The organism is Aeromicrobium sp. UBA7512 (genome assembly GCF_002476985.1).
GTDB lineage: Bacteria > Actinomycetota > Actinomycetes > Propionibacteriales > Nocardioidaceae > Aeromicrobium > Aeromicrobium phoceense.
On record NZ_DLNK01000005.1, the window covers coordinates 536,463 to 553,343 of the forward strand.

Annotated in this window: 17 protein-coding genes; 10 read left to right on the forward strand and 7 right to left on the reverse strand. The window is 69.8% G+C overall.

The window, feature by feature from the left end; translation table 11 throughout:
- Nucleotides 1–45 precede the first annotated feature (45 nt).
- On the reverse strand, nt 46–2,166 hold the full coding sequence (locus tag B2363_RS09045; RefSeq protein ID WP_286929707.1) for an MMPL family transporter: 2,121 nt from the start codon (nt 2,164–2,166) through the stop codon (nt 46–48).
- A gap of 132 nt (nt 2,167–2,298) precedes the next feature.
- Between B2363_RS09045 and B2363_RS09050 the strand changes: the two genes are divergently transcribed.
- Together B2363_RS09050 and B2363_RS09055 are read left to right on the forward strand one after the other, a co-directional pair.
- The gene (locus tag B2363_RS09050) at nt 2,299–3,444 is read left to right on the forward strand and encodes a sensor histidine kinase (protein ID WP_286929708.1); all 1,146 of its coding nucleotides are present in this window, start codon (nt 2,299–2,301) and stop codon (nt 3,442–3,444) included.
- A complete protein-coding gene (locus tag B2363_RS09055) occupies nt 3,441–4,109 on the forward strand; it encodes a response regulator (RefSeq protein WP_286929709.1) in 669 nt (222 codons plus the stop codon). Before B2363_RS09050 ends, B2363_RS09055 begins: the two co-directional genes overlap by 4 nt.
- Nucleotides 4,110–4,203: 94 nt before the next feature.
- Here B2363_RS09055 and B2363_RS09060 read toward each other — a convergent pair whose 3' ends face one another.
- Entirely contained in the window at nt 4,204–5,049 is an 846-nt protein-coding gene (locus B2363_RS09060; protein ID WP_286929710.1) for an SDR family oxidoreductase, read from the reverse strand.
- A gap of 148 nt (nt 5,050–5,197) precedes the next feature.
- Here B2363_RS09060 and B2363_RS09065 point away from each other — a divergent pair, with 148 nt between their 5' ends.
- Nucleotides 5,198–6,151 (forward strand): helix-turn-helix transcriptional regulator, encoded by a 954-nt coding sequence (locus B2363_RS09065; RefSeq protein WP_286929711.1) that lies wholly within the window; start codon nt 5,198–5,200, stop codon nt 6,149–6,151.
- A 73-nt stretch (nt 6,152–6,224) separates the two neighbouring features.
- On the opposite strand, the gene B2363_RS09070 is transcribed toward B2363_RS09065, so the two are convergent.
- Nucleotides 6,225–6,809 (reverse strand): helix-turn-helix domain-containing protein, encoded by a 585-nt coding sequence (locus tag B2363_RS09070; RefSeq protein ID WP_181755386.1) that lies wholly within the window; start codon nt 6,807–6,809, stop codon nt 6,225–6,227.
- Nucleotides 6,810–6,874: 65 nt separating this feature from the next.
- Here B2363_RS09070 and B2363_RS09075 point away from each other — a divergent pair, with 65 nt between their 5' ends.
- A complete protein-coding gene (locus tag B2363_RS09075; RefSeq protein ID WP_286929712.1) occupies nt 6,875–7,537 on the forward strand; it encodes a class I SAM-dependent methyltransferase in 663 nt (220 codons plus the stop codon).
- Nucleotides 7,538–7,558: 21 nt separating this feature from the next.
- Here the strand turns inward: B2363_RS09075 and B2363_RS09080 are convergent, their stop codons facing one another.
- From B2363_RS09080 to hrpB, 3 genes are read right to left on the reverse strand one after another with little or no spacing between them, the layout of a single operon-like run.
- On the reverse strand, nt 7,559–7,909 hold the full coding sequence (locus B2363_RS09080; RefSeq protein WP_286929713.1) for a hypothetical protein: 351 nt from the start codon (nt 7,907–7,909) through the stop codon (nt 7,559–7,561).
- Between the two features lie 35 nt (nt 7,910–7,944).
- Nucleotides 7,945–8,295 (reverse strand): nuclear transport factor 2 family protein, encoded by a 351-nt coding sequence (locus tag B2363_RS09085; protein ID WP_286929714.1) that lies wholly within the window; start codon nt 8,293–8,295, stop codon nt 7,945–7,947.
- Nucleotides 8,296–8,315: 20 nt separating this feature from the next.
- On the reverse strand, nt 8,316–10,898 hold the full coding sequence (gene hrpB / locus B2363_RS09090) for an ATP-dependent helicase HrpB (protein WP_376785964.1): 2,583 nt from the start codon (nt 10,896–10,898) through the stop codon (nt 8,316–8,318).
- 30 nt (nt 10,899–10,928) lie between these two features.
- Here hrpB and B2363_RS09095 point away from each other — a divergent pair, with 30 nt between their 5' ends.
- A complete protein-coding gene (locus tag B2363_RS09095) occupies nt 10,929–11,303 on the forward strand; it encodes a PaaI family thioesterase (protein ID WP_286929716.1) in 375 nt (124 codons plus the stop codon).
- Nucleotides 11,304–11,334: 31 nt separating this feature from the next.
- Here B2363_RS09095 and B2363_RS09100 read toward each other — a convergent pair whose 3' ends face one another.
- Nucleotides 11,335–11,814: an AAA family ATPase gene (locus B2363_RS09100; RefSeq protein ID WP_286929717.1), complete on the reverse strand. Its 480-nt coding sequence runs from the start codon at nt 11,812–11,814 to the stop codon at nt 11,335–11,337.
- Between the two features lie 109 nt (nt 11,815–11,923).
- On the opposite strand from B2363_RS09100, the gene B2363_RS09105 reads away from it, so the two are divergent.
- The 5 genes from B2363_RS09105 to B2363_RS09125 all read left to right on the forward strand — a co-directional run bounded on the left by B2363_RS09105 (nt 11,924) and on the right by B2363_RS09125 (nt 16,879).
- Nucleotides 11,924–12,904: a TIGR03557 family F420-dependent LLM class oxidoreductase gene (locus B2363_RS09105; protein WP_286929718.1), complete on the forward strand. Its 981-nt coding sequence runs from the start codon at nt 11,924–11,926 to the stop codon at nt 12,902–12,904.
- A 492-nt stretch (nt 12,905–13,396) separates the two neighbouring features.
- A complete protein-coding gene (locus tag B2363_RS09110; protein WP_286929719.1) occupies nt 13,397–14,341 on the forward strand; it encodes a DUF2510 domain-containing protein in 945 nt (314 codons plus the stop codon).
- A 153-nt stretch (nt 14,342–14,494) separates the two neighbouring features.
- On the forward strand, nt 14,495–15,529 hold the full coding sequence (locus B2363_RS09115) for a patatin-like phospholipase family protein (RefSeq protein WP_286929720.1): 1,035 nt from the start codon (nt 14,495–14,497) through the stop codon (nt 15,527–15,529).
- Nucleotides 15,530–15,575: 46 nt separating this feature from the next.
- Nucleotides 15,576–16,196 (forward strand): SatD family protein, encoded by a 621-nt coding sequence (locus tag B2363_RS09120; protein ID WP_286929721.1) that lies wholly within the window; start codon nt 15,576–15,578, stop codon nt 16,194–16,196.
- The gene (locus B2363_RS09125) at nt 16,196–16,879 is read left to right on the forward strand and encodes a hypothetical protein (RefSeq protein WP_286929722.1); all 684 of its coding nucleotides are present in this window, start codon (nt 16,196–16,198) and stop codon (nt 16,877–16,879) included. The genes B2363_RS09120 and B2363_RS09125 overlap by 1 nt, the downstream gene beginning before the upstream one ends.
- The last annotated feature ends 2 nt before the right edge of the window (nt 16,880–16,881 follow it).

Sequence of the window (16,881 nt, forward strand, 5' to 3'; positions counted from 1 at the left end):
GAGCCCGCACGGTTCCCGTGAGGCCCAGCCCGGACGCGGCGGGTCCTAGGACACGCGGGGCGGGAGGCCCGCCGCTTCCTCCGCCGGCGTCTCCTCCCACGTGTGGTCCAGCTCCGGCAGCAGCCGATCCAACCACCCCGGCAGCCACCAGTTGGCGTCGCCGAGCAGCTTCATCGTGGCCGGGACGAGCACGAGGCGGACGACGGTCGCGTCGAGGAAGATCGCCGTGGCCAGTCCGACGCCCATCATCTTCACCACCGGGTCACTGCCCAGGACGAAGCCCGAGAACACCGCCACCATGATCAGCGCGGCCGCGGTGATGGTGCGCCCCGTGCCGGCGATTCCCGCGATGACCGCGCGGGTGTTGTCGCCGTGGCGCCGGTACTCCTCGCGCACCCGCGACAGCAGGAACACCTCGTAGTCCATCGAGAGCCCGAACAGGATCGCGAACATGAACAGCGGGATGAACGACACGATCGGCACCGTCGACTCCACGCCGATCAGGCTGGCCGCCCAGCCCCACTGGAAGACCATGACGAGCACGCCGTACGCCGCGCCGACGCTCAGCAGGTTCAGCAGCACCGCCTTCAGCGGCACCAGCACCGACCGGAACAGCAGGGTGAGCAGGAGGAACGACAGCACCAGCACGGCAGCCACGAAGCGCGGCATCCGTTCCTGCACCCGCTCGCCGAGGTCGGCGAAGGTGGCGGTCTGACCGCCGACGTGGGCGGTGGCCTCGGTGCCGTCGAGCACCGTCGGGATGACCTCGCTGCGGAGCCTCGCGACGGTCTCCTGGGTGGCCTCGTCCTGGGGTGACGTGGTCGGCTGCGCCACTAGGGTCGCCACGCCCGCGGCGGGATCGATGATCGGCTCGCCGACCGAGGCGATGCCAGGATCGGCCGCCATCGCATCGGTCAGGGGTGCCACGACGGACACGTCCCGGGAGGTGTCGACCGCGATCACCAGCGGCCCGTTGGCTCCGGGGCCGAACCCGTCGGCGATCAGGTCGTAGGCCCGGCGCTCGGTCCTCGACTCGGGCTTGGTCCCGTCGTCGGGGAAGCCCAGGTTGAGCGCGAGGACGGGCGTGGCCAGGGCGACCATGAGGACCGCTCCGCCGGCGAGGTACACCTTCGCGTTGCGGGTCACGTGAGCACCCCAGCGGTACCAGCCGGTGCTCGGCTGGTGGGGCCTGCGCCGGCGGCCGTTGATCCGGTGCCCCACCAGTCCGAGCAGTGCCGGCAGCAGGGTGACGGACGCGAGCACCATGACGAGCACCATCGCGGAGATGGCGATTCCACCGCCGGTCACGAACGGGATGCCCGCGAAGAGCAGCCCGAGGATCGCCACGACGACCGTGCCGCCGGCGAAGATCACGGCCTGTCCTGCGGTGGCCAGGGCCCGGCCGACCGCCTCGGCGACCGGCATCCCCAGGGCCAGGTTCTCGCGGTGCCGGGTGACCATGAACAGCGCGTAGTCGATGCCGACGCCGAGTCCCACCATGGCCGCGAGCTGCGGCGCCCACGCCGGGATGTCGACCAGGTACGTCACCAGCTTCATCGAGGTGGCGCCGATGACCAGGCCGAACAGCGCCATCCCGATCGGCAGGCCCATCGCCACGAAGGAGCCGAAGGCGATCAGCAGGACGACCATCGCGACGACGATCCCCGCCACCTCGCCGAGCCCGGTGGGTGCCTCCTCGAACGCGAAGAACAGGTCGCCTCCGGTCTCCAGCGTCACCGACGAGTCGTCACGCAGGTCGGCGACGGCGTCCTTGAGGTTCTCCAGGTCGGAGGCGTCGAGGTGCTCGATCCCCGGATACTGCACGCGCACGAGCGCGACGGTGCCGTCCGGCGAGACGTCGCTGCTCGTCCCGACCACGCGGGGGAGTGTCTCGAGAGCGGCCTCCACCGGCGGCAGCTGCGCCGCGGCGTCCTGGGCCTCGAGCGCGACGTGGGCGGTGACGCCGCCCTCGTCGGCCTGGGCCTTGGCGAGCAGCTCGGCGGCCTGGTGGGAGTCGAGGCCGGGTGCCTCGAAGCTCTCCTCGAGATCGCGCCCGAAGGCGACCGAGGAGGTGACGACGACGACTGCGAGGACGACCCAGGCGCCGATGGCGATCCAGGGTCGAGTGGCAGCGGACCGGCCGAGCCGGAAGAGGAGATTCGACATGCCTCCACGCTGGCCCGGCGGCGAGTGACGCACATCGGGCGCAGGAACGGGGGAGTCCTCGGCCGAAAGGACGAGGAGCGGCTCCTGCTCGAGACCGGTACGAGGAGGGTCGCCGATCCCTAGGCTGAGGAGGTGCTCCCCGCCTTCATCCGCTCGATCCTTGCCGAGCCTCGTGCCCCGGACCCGCCGGCGCGGGTCTGGTGGGACTGGGTCCTGGTCGGCGCCCTGCTGGTCACGGCCGCGGGTGAGGCGATCTTCCGCTCCGACGTACCGGTGCGGCCGTTGTCCACCGTGGTCGCGCTCCTGGTGATTCCGGTCCTGCTCTGGCGGCGCACGCATCCACTCCTGGCCACCGCGGTCGGCTTCGGCGGCGCGATGGTGCTGCACCTGCCGATGATCCTCGACGGCATCACCGATGCGGGGCTCTACTCCATGATCGCCGTCCTGCTGTTCCCGTACTCCCTGTACCGCTGGGCTTCGGGCCGCGAGGCCCTGATCGGCACGGCGATCGTCGCCGTGCCGGTCGTCTTCGGTCTCGCGGCCAGCCAGACCCTCGGGGACCTGATCGGCGGCACCACCGTGGTGGTCGCGTCCTTCGCCCTCGGGGCCGCGATGCGCTACCGCGCGGTGGCGCACCAGCGCGAGGTGCAGCAGGTCCGGACCCTGGAGCGCGGTGAGCTCGCCCGCGAGCTGCACGACACCGTCGCGCACCACGTGTCGGCCATCGCGATCCAGGCGCAGGCAGGACGGGCGGTGGCTGCCACCGACCCGACCCTGGCGGTCGAGGCGCTGGCCGTGATCGAGGCGGAGGCGTCGCGCACCCTGCACGAGATGCGCACGATGGTCCGCGTGCTCCGGGATGGCGCGGGCGCCGACGCGGAGCCGGCCGACTTCGCACCGCAGCGGGGCATCGGCGATCTGGACGAGCTGACCCGGATGAGCCCACTGGTGCAGGTGCACTGCGGAGGCGGTCTCGCCGGCCTGCCGCTGCCCGTGGAGGTGGCGGTCTACCGGATCTGTCAGGAGTCGGTCACCAACGCGATCCGGCATGCGCTGAACCCCACGGCGGTCACGGTGGAGGTCACAGGCGACGCCGGCGTCGTACGGTTGCGTGTGCACGATGACGGAGAAGCGGCCCGCCCCGCGAACATCGGGGGCTACGGCCTGCTCGGCATGGCCGAGCGAGCGAAGCTGCTCGGCGGCACCTGCGAGGCCGGCCCGGACCCGGCCGGCGGCTGGACCGTCGAGGCGACCCTGCCGCGCGAGGTGCCCCAGTGACCGGTTCTGCGAGCATCCGTGTGGTGGTCGCCGACGACCAGCTCCTGGTCCGCACCGGGCTCACCATGATTCTCAACGCGCAGCCCGGGATCGAGGTGATTGGCGAGGCGACGGACGGTCACGAGGCGGTGGCCGTGGCCCGCGAGCTGCGTCCCGACGTCTGCCTCTTCGACATCCGGATGCCCGGCATCGACGGCGTCGAGGCCACCCGCCAGCTCGCCGGGCCGGGGGTCGAGAACCCCATGGCCATCGTGATCATCACGACCTTCGACCTCGACGAGTACATCCACGGTGCCCTCAAAGCGGGCGCCCGCGGCTTCCTGCTGAAGGACGCCGGGCCCGAGCTGCTGGTCCAGGCGATCCACGCCGCCGCGAACGGCGACGCGCTCATCTCACCCGACATCACCCGCCGCCTGCTCACCACGCTGGCCGGGCTGGAGCGAACGTCCAAGCCGGCCCAGCCGATCGAGCCGCTCACCGAACGCGAGGAGGAGGTGCTGCTCACCGTCGCCCGCGGCCGCACCAACGCCGAGATCGCCGATGAGCTGCACATCAGCCTGAGCACGGTGAAGACCCACGTCGGCGCGCTGATGAACAAGCTCGGCGCCCGCAACCGCGTCGAGGTCGCGATGTGGGCCTACGAGACCAAGCGCGTCAAGGGGTAGAGCCGACCACCGTCGCGGTCGGCGCAGTTCGCGCGCCCACTGGCGGCGGATAGACGCAGGGGGCGTCCCCCGGGGGAGACGTCGCCCCACGGGTTCAGGCGTCGTCGTGGTCGAGGCTGCTCGACAATTCGCGGTGGGCGTCTGCCTGGGCTAGCAGGGCCGCGGCCTTGGCCTCGAACACGCCGACCGCGTCAGCGCCGGCGGCGAACCTGAACGGCGGCTCATCGAGCGCGGTGACCTCGATGAGTGCCGCCGCGAGCTTCGCGGGGTCGCCACCCTGGGCGCCATCCATGCTGCGCCAGCCGTCGACGGTGGCCTGCGTACGGTCGGCGTAGTCGTCGATCGACGGCTCGGCGTACTGGGTCGACTGCGGTGAAAGCAGTTCGGTGCGGAAGAATCCAGGGACCACGAGCATCGTGCGGATGCCGAACGGTGCGACCTCGGGCGCTAGGGCCTCCATGAATCCTTCGACACCGAACTTGGACGCGGCGTAGGCGGTCAGGAAGACGCCATCTGCGGAGACGCCCGCGGTCGAGGAGACCGTGACCACGAGGCCCGAACGCTGCGTACGCATCTGCGGCAAGGCGGCGCGAGTGACGTTGACCGGCCCGAACAACGTGGTCTCGATCTGGGAGCGGAAGCTCTCCTCGGTCATCTCCTCGAAGAAGCCTGCTTGGAACGTGCCGGCGTTGTTCACCAGAACGTCCAGCCGGCCGAAACGGTCGACGGTGGAGCGTACGGCTGCTTGGGCGGCTGCGGTGTCGGTGACGTCGAGGGCGACGGCCAGCAGGTCGTCGTGCTCGCCGAGCGCGTCGGTGATGCTCTGAGTCTTGCGGGCGGTGGCGACCACGGAGTGGCCGGCGGCGAGCGCCGCCTTCGCGATGTCGACTCCGAGGCCACGGCCTGCGCCGGTGATGAGCCATACCTGCTTGTCTGGCATGTGGTGCACTTCCTTCTGATCTTCGCCACCGCCGTCCGGTGGTGCTGAGCTCTACGTAAGCAGCGCTCGGCCGTCGGTAAAAGGCCCTGTCGAAAGGGTCACCGACAGTGACTCCCACACCATTCGAAGGCCTCGTACTGTGGAGGGCATGGCGACCAGCGATCAGCCCCTCAGCTCTCGGGATGAGGCGCGCGCTGCGATCCGCGAGTTCCTCTCGACCCGTCGCGCCCGCATCACGCCGGCACAGGCAGGGCTTCCTACGCACGGGGGCGACCGACGACGCGTGGCGGGCCTGAGACGGGAGGAGGTCGCGGTTCTCGCGGGTGTCTCGCCCCAGTACTACGTGCGCCTCGAACGCGGTGACGCGACCGGAATCTCCGACGGGATCATCGACGGAGTCGCCGATGCCCTCCAGCTCGACACTGCAGAACGAGCGCACCTGATCGACCTGCTCCGAACGGCTGGCACGCCCAGGCGCACGGAACGCAGGAGCACACCCTCATTGCGACCCGTGCGTCCCACCATCCAACGGTTGCTCGACGCAATGCACGACACGCCCGCTGTCGTGATGAGCGGACGACTCGACATCATCGCAGCCAACCCGCTCGGTCGTGCCCTGTTCTCACCGGTCTTCGACGACCAGGACGGCCCACCGAACAACGCGCGATACATCTTCCTGAACAAGCAGTCCATGACGTACTTCCCCGAATGGGAGACCGTTGCCAACGACACCGTCGCCATCCTTCGCGCCGAAGCCGGCCGCGACCCTCACGACCGAGATCTTTCCGACCTCGTGGGCCAGCTCTCCACGCGAAGCAACGAGTTCCGCGTGCGCTGGGCAGCACACAACGTCCGCATACACGCCACCGGGACCAAGAAGTTCCACCACCCCGTCGTCGGCGACCTCGAGCTGCCCTACGAATCACTGCCCCTCGCTGTTGGATCCAGTTCAAGCCTCGTCGCGTACACGGCCGAACCGCACAGCGCATCACAAGACGCACTGGCGCTCCTCGCCAGCTGGGCCATCAGCGAACACTCCGAGAAGCTCGGTCCGCAAGTCCCACGGAGCGTGATGCCGTCCGACCACGACGATGACCACTAGCCAATCGCGGTGGAAAAAGTCACCTCGGTTCATTGCTGCTAGCTCGGCTCAGATGCCAACGCGGTCGGATGGCTCACTGTCCGGAGCGAATGTGCATGCGTTCGCCCTGGGGGCCGAACAGGCCGATCACCTCGGCGGGGATGTCGCCACGGTTGGCGACGACGTGGGGCGTGCGGGTGTCGAACTCCACGACCTCGCCGGGGCCGAGGTCGATCTCGCGTCGATCCAGGACGAGGTGTAGTCGGCCTGAGAGTACGTAGATCCACTCGTACCCGTCGTGGACCTGAGGTCGGTACGGCTCGGGCGGGTCGTGCGGGGGGATGACGATCTTGAACGCCTGCACTCCGCCGGGCCGACGCGTCAGGGGAATGAAGGTCCGCCCGTGGCGGACGATCGGCTTCGCGCGCACCCGGGGATCGCCGGTCTCGGGCGCATCGACGAGCTCGTCGAGCGGCACCTGGTGTACCCGAGACAGCGCCAGCAGGAGCTCGAGGGTCGGCTTTCGCTGCCCGGACTCGAGTCGCGAGAGCGTGCTCGTCGAGATGCCCGTGTCGGCGGAGAGATCAGCGAGCGTCGCCCCGCGTGCGGTGCGCAGAGCCCGCAACCGCGGGCCCACGCCGTCGAGGACGCGACTCGTGTCGTCCGAGATGTCGGTCATGGGACCACTTTGCCACAACGGCAAGGAATCTTGCCGTGCCTCCGAAGCGGCACCATGCTGGGACCATGACCGAATCACACGACCACGATGACCACCAGCAGGACGCCCCGGACTACTTCGAGCAGCCCGGCTGGGACAAGCGGTACGCCGGGTCCGAGAAGGTCTGGAGCGGCCAGCCCAACCCCCAGCTCGTCGCGGAGGTGAGCGCACTGGCCCCCGGCACTGCGCTGGATCTGGGATGCGGTGAGGGTGGCGACGTCATCTGGCTGGCGCAGCAGGGATGGACCGTCACCGGCGCCGACTTCTCAGCTCAGGGACTTGACCGTGCCGCCCGGCACGCGGAGGAGGCGGGCGTGGCAGACCGAACCAGTTGGTGGCAGGTCGACGCTCGCACGTTCGACGCCGGGAGTCGCCGGTTCGATCTCGTGACCACCCACTTCCTGCACCCCGGAGGCTCGATGGTCGACGTGGTGCGCCGCCTCGCCATGGCGGTCGCGCCCGGTGGACACCTGCTCGTCGTCGGGCACGCCCCGTCGGAGACCTTCGCTCAGCTCAGCGCCGAACAGTTCCGCGCCATGTGGCACGCCGAGGACCTGTTGCCTGCCCTCGACGGCAGCTTTGAGCCGGTGGTGGTCGAGGAACGTCCGCGCGTTGTCGAGCGCGACGGGAAGACCGTCGAGATCGGCGACGCGACACTACTGGTGCGGCGGGTCGGCCTCAACGGCTGACGGCGACGGAGCGCTGGGGCGTCAGCCAGGGTGGTGATGCTCGCGGTACGGCTTGTACAGGCGGTGCAGGAACGCCTCCAGCTCCGCCCTGAGTTCGCCCTCCAGCGACGTGAAGGAGAAGGTCGCCTTGCCGGTGCGCAAGGACCTGAACTCGTCGGAGGAACCCTCGAGCGTCTCCGGCCACGTGTCCACAGCGACGGCGTAGAGGCTCACCTTGCGCGCGCTCCGCTTCACGGCGGCGAAGTAGTCGTGACCGCCAGAGCCGGGCCAGCGCAGTGAGGGCATCCCGTAGATCGTCGCGTCCTCGAGCTCAGCCCGGTAGGGGGCGAGCAACGTCCAGATCCCGTCTTCGACAGCGTCCAGGTCCACCATCGACGCAGTCTATGACCGGATTGCTTGCCGGCGCTCTACTGCTCGAGCGTCATGCGCCGGACGTGAGGTCCCTCGAACTCATAGACGTGAGTCACCTCGGAGCGCTCCAGGACGTTCCCTGCAGGGTCGCGCACGACGAGACGAACGCGTGCTTCGACGGTTCCGTCGGAGCGGTCGCGGATGTGTCGCACGATGGTCATCGGGCGGATCTCCCTCCACTGCCGCTCCCAGTAGTCCCGCACCTCGTCGCGTCCCGACAGCCGGCCGCCCTCCCAGCCGTTCGGCCAGTCGACGTCCGGCGCCATCGCCGCGAGGACGGCGTCGAGATCACGGTTGTTGAACGCCTGGTACAGGGCTCGCAGGCTGTCGGCGTGTCCGGTGGTCATGGGGTTGATGATGGCGTCCCTCACCGTCGAGTGCGAGGCGTATTCGTCCGTCGGGTGGCCGGCGCGCCGCGGGGATCGTCGGGCCAGGAGTGCTTGGGGTAGCGCCCGCGCAGGTCGGCACGCACGCCCGGATAGCCGTTGTCCCAGAAGGACTCCAGGTCTGCCGTGACGGCAGCCGGGCGCCGGGCGGGGGAGAGGAGGTGCAGCAGGAGCGGGACCCTGCCGTCCGCGAGACGCGGCACGGCGTCCCAGCCGAAGACCTCCTGCAACCGCACGGCGAGCACGGGCTGCTCCTGCGAGTAGTCGATCCGCATGATCGATCCGCTCGGCACCTCCACCCGCTCGGGGGCCAGCTCGTCGAGTCGGCCCGCCTGCGGCCACGGCAACAACGCCCGCAGTGCGCCCACGACGTCGATCCGGCGCAGGTCCTGGGCCGAGCGGACTCGCGCCAGCTGCGGCCCGAGCCACGACTGGAGGTTCTGCGTCAGCGCCTCGTCGCTCACGTCGGGCCAGGGGTCACCGAGGGCCCGGTGCAGGAAGTCGAGGCGAGCGCGCAGCGCCGTGGCCGCCTCCGACCAGGTGAGAAGGCCGATGCCCTCGCCCTCCAGCGCCTCCTGGATGGCCTCGGTCACGGCTTCCACCGGTGGGTCGCTAAGCGGGACGGAGCTGAGCTCGATCGCGCCGAGCAGCGTGCGGCGCCGAGACAGGACGCGCCCGCCGGTCCAGCCGACCTCGTCGACTTCGGTCCACAGCGAGCCCGCCGCCTCCAGCGCGAGGTCCTCGGTGAGCGGTGCCGCCGACCGGATCCGGGCCTCCCGCTGCCCGGACCGGCGATCCGCATCGGCGACCGCGAGCCATTCCAGGCCTGCCAGGGGGCCCGGGTCGCGCTGGTCGAACGCCGCGCCCGTCCCGGACGTCATCAGGTAGCTCGACCCACCGGAGCGCTTGCGCGCGATCCGGTCCGGGTGGGCGAGGGCGACCACGAGCCCCACCGCCACGTCATCGGTCAGGGCTCGGGTGTGCATGTCGGCACCCTGATCCTTCGCACCCTGCTCTTTCGCGACGGCCTCCAACCGCTTGACCTGGGTGCGCCACGAACCTGACCGCTGGCCACCGCGCAGCGCTCGCAGCGCCGCCACCAGGTCCCCACCGGGAGCACGAACGTCCTCGCTGAGCATCGCGACGATCTCGGCGGCCCGGTTCGTTCCGACGAGGCCAGCCCCGTCGATCAGCGCACGCGCGAGCCGGGGGTCGACCGGCACGCCGGCGATGACGCGGCCCCGAGGAGTGGCGGTCACGTCCTCGGTGATCGCGCCCAGGTCCACCAGCACCTGCCGGGCTGCCGACAGGGCGTGCGGCGGCGGCTGGTCGAGGAGGGCCAGCTCGCGAACGTCGTGACTTCCCCAGCACGCCACCTCGAGAGTGAAGGCGGTCAGGTCGGCGGTGGCGATCTCGGGTTCGGGGTGGGGTGCCAAGTGTGCGTGCTCCGCCTTCGACCAACACCGCAGCACCGCGCCCGGTCCCAGACGGCCGGCGCGTCCCGCTCGCTGGTCGGCCGCGGCTCGGCTCACGGCGACGGTGACCAGCGAGGCGAGTCCGCGACGGTGGTCGGTGCGCGGCTCACGTGAGAATCCGGCATCCACCACGACGCGCACGCCGGGCACCGTCAGCGATGACTCGGCGACCGCGGTCGAGACGATCACGCGGCGACGCGGACCCTCGGTGAGCGCGCGGTCCTGCTCGGCGCTGGACAGGCGACCGTGCAGTGCGTGCACGTCGGCATCCACTCCGGACAGGCGACGGATGGTCGCGTCGACCTCCGCGACACCCGGCACGAAGACGAGGACGTCTCCCTCGTGCTCGGCGAGCGCACGCCGGACGGTCGCGGCGACGTGGTCGTGGAAGGCGGGAGTGATGCCGCGGTCGTTGGTGCGGCGCGACCCGGGCAACAGCGGGCACCAGACCGTGTCCACCGGGTGCAGGGCACCGGGGACGGTGATCACCGGTGCGGGCTCGTGACCTCCGAGCAGCGCGGTCGTGCGCTCGGCCTCGATGGTGGCGGACATCGCCACCAGGGTCAGGTCCTCACGCAGGTTCGCGCGGATGTCGATCAGCAGAGCCAGGGTGAGGTCGGCGTCGAGGTGGCGCTCGTGCACCTCGTCGAGGACGACGGCGCCGACGCCCGCGAGCTCGGGATCGTGCTGGATCCGCCGGAGCAGCAGGCCGGTGGTGACCACCTCGACCTGAGTGCGTCGACTGGTGCGCCGGTCCCCCCGCACGGAGTAGCCGACCGTCTCGCCGACCGGTTCGCCCAGCAGGCTCGCCAGCCGTCGGGCAGCAGCGCGTGCCGCGATGCGACTGGGCTGGGTGACGACGACCCGGCCGGAGACGACCCCCGCGACCGCGGGCGGGACCAAGGTCGTCTTGCCGGTGCCGGGCGGCGCGTGGATCACTGCGACGCCGCGCGTGCGGAGCGCCTCGTCGAGTGCGGCCAGGCCCGCCGTGACCGGGAGGTCTGGGGGTGCGGCGAGCAGGCTGCGCAGCGGGTCGGACACTCCTGCAGTCTGCCCGACGTGCCGCGGCCCACCCCGTCGCGGACGCATCTTCACGGAGGCAGCGGGTACAGAGAGCACGTGACTGACACCAACCACGACTTCCTCGCGACCATCGGCGCGCATGCGCCGGAAGCAGCCGACGGACAGGCGACGCTGACCATGGACGTCGATGACCGGCATCTCAACGCCGCCGGCACCGTTCACGGCGGACTGCTCGCCACCCTGGTCGACACGACCATGGGCGCAGCGATCCTCAGCGTCGTGGACGACGAGACGCCTGCCACGAGTCAGCTCACGGTCACCTACCTCCGCCCCGGTAAGCCGGGCCGGCTCACGGTCACCTCGAAGGTGCGCAAGCGCGGCGACAGGCTCACCATCTGCGAGTCCGAGGTGGAGCAGGACGGGCAGTCGCTGGTGCACGCGCTGGCGACCTTCGCTCTGACAGAGAACTGACCCGCCGACGAGCGGCCACATCACGTTTGGCCTAGCGGACGACCTCGAGCGGCCCCTCCTCGGGCATGGGCGGTTCGAACCGCTCGAAGTACTCCGTCGCCGCCCGCTTGGTGAGCGGCCAATCGTCCGCGCGCCTGCCGTGTCGATCCTCGACCCGGCTCAGGATGGTCTCAAGGCTCGTCGCGATGTACACGGTCTCCGGCACGATGCCCTGAGGTGCGAGCAGTGCGCGGTACTCGTCGCGTTGTCGCCGAAACCAGAACCCGAAGTCGAGCACGACATCGTCCCCTGCCGCGACATGGCGCAGAAGGCGCGCCTTCAGGTCGACTGCCACCTCCGCGACCACGTCGGCGGAGGGCATCGTCGTGATTCCGCGATCCCAGAACTCCACCTCGAACGACAGGCGCGTCCAGCCTTCGCGCTCCAAGCGCTTGGCGTAAGTGGTCTTGCCTGCACCGCCTGGTCCACACATCATCACGACTCTGGGTCGTCCTGGCTCGTTCACTGCCACGGGGCCGAGGTTACGCTCGGCCACTGACGCTGGGTGTCGCAATGCGTCGCTCGTCGCTGGTCTGGATCAGGCCGAGAGTGAGTAGTGCCGTCTCGGGTACACGATCACCATGAGCCTCTCCATCGGATGCACCCTCATGTGCGAACAGTCCCCGCCCACGAAGCTGGTGAAGTACGCCCAGAAGGCCGAGGAGGTGGGATTCCCGTTCGCCGTCATGAGCGACCACTACAACCCGTGGCTCGACGAGCAGGGCCACAGCCCGAACGCGTGGGTGACCCTCGGCGCCGTCGCCTACGCGACGCAGACGCTGGAGCTGATGACCTACGTGACGTGTCCGATCGGGCGCTATCACCCGACGGTGGTGGCGCAGCAGGCCGCGACGCTCGGCGTCCTGAGCGAGGGACGCTTCTCGCTCGGCCTGGGGGCGGGGGAGAACCTCAACGAGCACGTCATCGGTGAGGGCTGGGACCCGGTCAACGTGCGCCACGAGCGGTTCGCCGAGGCACTCCAGATCATCAGCGAGCTCTTCGAGGGCGGCTACGTCAACTTCGTCGGCGACCACTACCGGGTCGACTCCGCGAAGCTCTGGGACCTGCCGGAGACGCGCGCGCCCATCGGCGTCGCGGTCAGCGGTCCTCAGTCGATCGAGATCGCCGCTCCGTGGGCCGACTTCATGATCGCGGTCGAGCCCGACGGCGATGCGGTCAAGAACTTCGACGAGGCGACCACCGCGAAGAAGCCGGCACGCAAGGTCGGTCAGCTGCCCATCTCGTGGGACTCCGACCAGGACAAGGCGCTGGCTCGAGCCCATGAGCAGTTCCGCTGGTTCGCCGGCGGGTGGAAGGTCAACGCCGAGCTGCCCGGCCCGTCCGCGTTCGACGCCGCCACTCAGTTCGTCCGCCCCGAGGACGTCGCGGGCCAGATCCCCTGCGGCAACGACATCGATGCTGTGATCGAGGCCGTCCGGCCGTTCGCGGACGCGGGGTTCACCGACCTCGCGCTGCTCCAGATCGGCGACAAGGGGCAGGACCAGTTCTTCGAGGCGGCGTCCGACATCCTGGCGGCGCTCAAGCAGGAGTTCGGCGCCTGATCGAGTCGGGATGGAGGACGCTTGACCACGACCGTTGCCAGATTGGCCGGCTCCGGCTGCAGTACGCCAAGCGCGGCGGGCTGCCGCCTCGCTTAGTCAAGGCGGAAGGCCGCAATTCAGGATTGACGGCCTTCCGCCTTGCTGCATTGAGGATCGGATCAGCCTTTGCCGAGAGTCTTCCCAGCTGTTGACTTCGACTGCTTGGACGATCCATTCGACGCGAGAGTCTTCCCCGCCTTCGAGAGAGCGCTCTTGCTTGGTTTCCCGCCTTTGGCTTTTGCCACTGTGCTCACCTCCCTTACTATCCCGTCCTATCGGAGAGGTCCGACGGAATGGCGAATGCTGGTCGGGCTTGATCGTCCTGAAACTCACGCGTGGCCAGCCGAATCACGCCGCGGGCGACACCCACTGGTCGCCTAGACCGCTTCGGGTCCTGCCAGACAAGGCGCCGGTTTCCCGGTATTCGCTGAGTGATCGTGGGACGCTCGTCCGATGACTGAAGGTCCCCGCGCCAGTGCCGGCTGGTATCCAGATGCGCAAGGGGAGCTGCGCTATTGGGACGGCGCCGCGTGGACTGAGCACACCGCGCGGAACTACCAGTACGCGCCTGTCGGAGATCAGCCGTCCGCCGGTGGTGCACGCGGCCTTCCTGAGGCGCGGGCCTCCAGGCCTTGGATTCGGCGATGGGAGTTCTGGCTGGTCGCGGCATGCGTGGCATTCGCCGGGATGACAGCGATCGGAGTCGCCGCCACGCCGGTGGAGACCGATGTCGCGACCACGCCGCCGACCCAGGCAACCGAACCGGCTCCGGCGGTTGAACAGACCACGCCCAGCGCCGAACCGACCTCGACGCCCGACACGGAGCCGACTGAGGAACCCGTCGTCCTCCTGTTCGTCACGGACCAGAAGGACGGCGATTCATGGGTGGCATCAGACGGCAAGGAATACCGTCTGGGGCTCGTCAACACGCCGGAGAGAAACGAGCAGTGTGGGCCTGAGGCGACGGCTTACACGCGCAAATTTCTCAGCAACGGATTCACCGTCGATGCATACACCACTGACGATCACGGCCGAGCTGTCGCCGAGGTCCGTGACGAGAAGGGCAGGTCGCTCAACGTCAAGCTCGCGAAGAATGGGCTCGGCGACGGCCGCTACCTGGAACAGTTCCGCCACGAGAACCCCGAGTTGGCTCGTCGACTCGACCGCGCCCTGGCGGCGGCCTCAGTGCCCGCCTGCCGGAAGGCCGCGAAACCCGTCCCTCTCGTGCCACAGCCTCGTAAGAAGGAGGTGCCAAAGAGCGAGTGCATGAGCGGATACTCGCCTTGCCTGCGCATCGTGGCCGACCTGGACTGCGGTGAGATCGGTCATCCCGTCAAGGTAACCGGAAGCGACCCGTACCGGCTGGACGCCGACGGCGACGGGATCGGCTGCGACTAGAAGGCCTCGCAACGAGGCGCTAGGTGACCCCACAGAGCGCGTTGGTGGCGCAGTGTTCATGAAGAGACATATGCGGCGGAATGACGCGATCCCAAGCCAGGGCTCGCGGGCGGCCCCGGAGCCATGTCCACGCCCACGCCATAGAGTCGAACCGTGGAGCAGACGCGCGCGGTCGACCTCGTTCTCGAGGGCGGGGGAGTCAAGGGGATCGCCCTCGTGGGCGCCGCGACCGCCTTGGCTGAGCACGGCTACACGTTCGCCCGGATCGGTGGTTCTTCGGCCGGGGCGATGGTCGGCTCGGTGATGGCGGCGATGCAGCACGCGGGGGAGCCGTTCAGTCGCGTCGACGACATCATGCGCACGATCGACTACAGCGCGTTCCTCGACCGTCGCAAGCGCGGCGCGATGCTGGGGTGGTGGCCGCGGGCCGCCGACGCGTGGGGCGTGATGTTCCACCTCGGGGCGCATCCCGGTCGCCACATGGAGCAGTGGCTGAAGGGCGTCCTGGGCGACCTCGGGGTGCGCACCTTCGGCGACCTCTACTTCGACGACCCGGGCAGCGCGCTGCCGCAGGGCCAGTCGTACCGCCTCGTGGTCACCGCGAGCGACCTCTCCCGCCAGCGGGCCATGTTCCTGCCCTGGGACCTGCCGGCCCATGGCCATGACCCGGACGAGTACTCGGTGGCGCGGGCGGTGCGAGCCTCGGCAGCCATCCCGTTCCTGTTCGAGCCCGTCCGGCTGAAGTCGAAGTACGGCACCCTGACGCTGGCCGACGGCTCGCTCCTGCGCAGCTACCCGATCGAGTTGTTCGACCGACGCGATGGGCTGCCGAGCCGCTGGCCCACCCTCGGTGTGCGGCTCAGCTCGCCGGCGGGGGAGCGGGCGAAGGCCAAGCCCGTCACCTCTCCGCTGTCGTTGCTGACGAACCTCATCTTCACCACCGTCGACTCCACGCAGGTGCGCCACGTCAGCGACCCGGCCGCGATCGACCGCAGCATCTTCGCCAAGCCGAAGGGTGTGCGCTGGACCGACTTCGACCTCACCCCCGAGCAGCGCACGAGCCTGTTCGAGTCGGGCCACAAGGCGGCCACCGCCTGGGTTGAGCGGAACCCGTCCGGGCCGCCGGTTCCCGAACCCGTCGAGGCCGCGGACGTCATTCCCGCGTGGCGTCCCGAGCCCATCGAGTGAAGTCGAGGGCTTCATTTCTGGGCAATGAAGGTATATGCTTCATTCCATGGAAATGAAGGTTTCACCTTCACAGACCGTGGCGCTGATCGGCGACCTCGTGGCCTCACGGCAGGCGACCTCGCGCGCTGAGGCGCAGGAGCGACTCATCGGCGCCTTGGCCGCCGCGGCCGAGCTCGTCCCATCGGAGCAGCGGCCCGCGCCCACGATCGGCGACGAGTTCCAGTCCACCCACGCCACGGTGCATGACGCGCTGCTCACCGCACTCGTCGTGCGGCTCGCGCTCCCGGAGGAGATGGACGCCCGCGTGGGCATCGGCGTCGGCGCCTTCGAAGTCGTCGGTCGCTCCGAGTACGGTCTCACCCAGGACGGGCCGGCCTGGTGGAACGCGCGCGACGCGATCGGCGAGGTCGAGCAGCGTGTCGCGCGCCAGTCGGGGCTGCGCACCTGGGTGCACGAAGGGGGAACGGTGAACGCTTACTTGATGGCTCGCGACCAGGTGGTCAGCGGGTTCGACGGCCGGCAGCGCCGGTTGACGCTGGGCCTGCTCCAGGGCCGCACCCAGCGCGAGCTCGCCGCGGCCGAGGGCATCTCCGCGTCCGCCGTCTCCCAGTCGCTGCGGCGCAGCGGTGCCCTGGCCGTCGTCGACGGTGTGGAGCTGGTGCGCTGATGGCCCTCCTCGCACTCGTGCTGCTCGCGATCTGCCTCGCCGAGTACCTGCGCCACGTCGACCGGCTCTGGGTGGTCGTCGTCGAGGTCGTTGCCATGGTCGCGATCGTGATCCTCGCGGCGTACGGCCTCGGCTACGGTCCGGGTGCCGGCTGGCTGCCCGCGGTCGTCGGCCTCTGGTGGGCCAGCGCGCGCACCGTTCCCTCGTGGCGGATCCCCGGCATGGTCGTCTCCGGCATCGGCGCGCTGCTGGCGCTCATCGCCTCGCCCGCGATCGACCGCGACCGGCCGCCGATGCTCGACTGGTACGAGGACCTCGACGTTCCGGCGCTGGCTGAAGTCAGCCTCGACGAGATGGTGCTCGCCGTCGTCACCGCCGTGGCGATGATCGGCCCCGCCAACGCCGTCGTCCGGGAGGTGCTCGACCGGGTCGGCCGCGGACTGCTCGCCGAGGAGCGCCGGCTCAAGGGCGGCCGCGTCATCGGCCCGCTCGAGCGCGTGCTCGTCTTCGGCTTCGCGATCGGCGGCAACTACGGGGGAGTGGCGGCGATCCTCGCCGCCAAGGGCATCCTGCGCTTTCCCGAGATCTCCAAGGACGAGGGTGACGGGTCGCGGGCCGAGTACGTGCTCGTCGGCAGCTTCGTCAGCTGGTTCCTCGCGCTCGCGCTCGTGCCGCTGTTCTGACC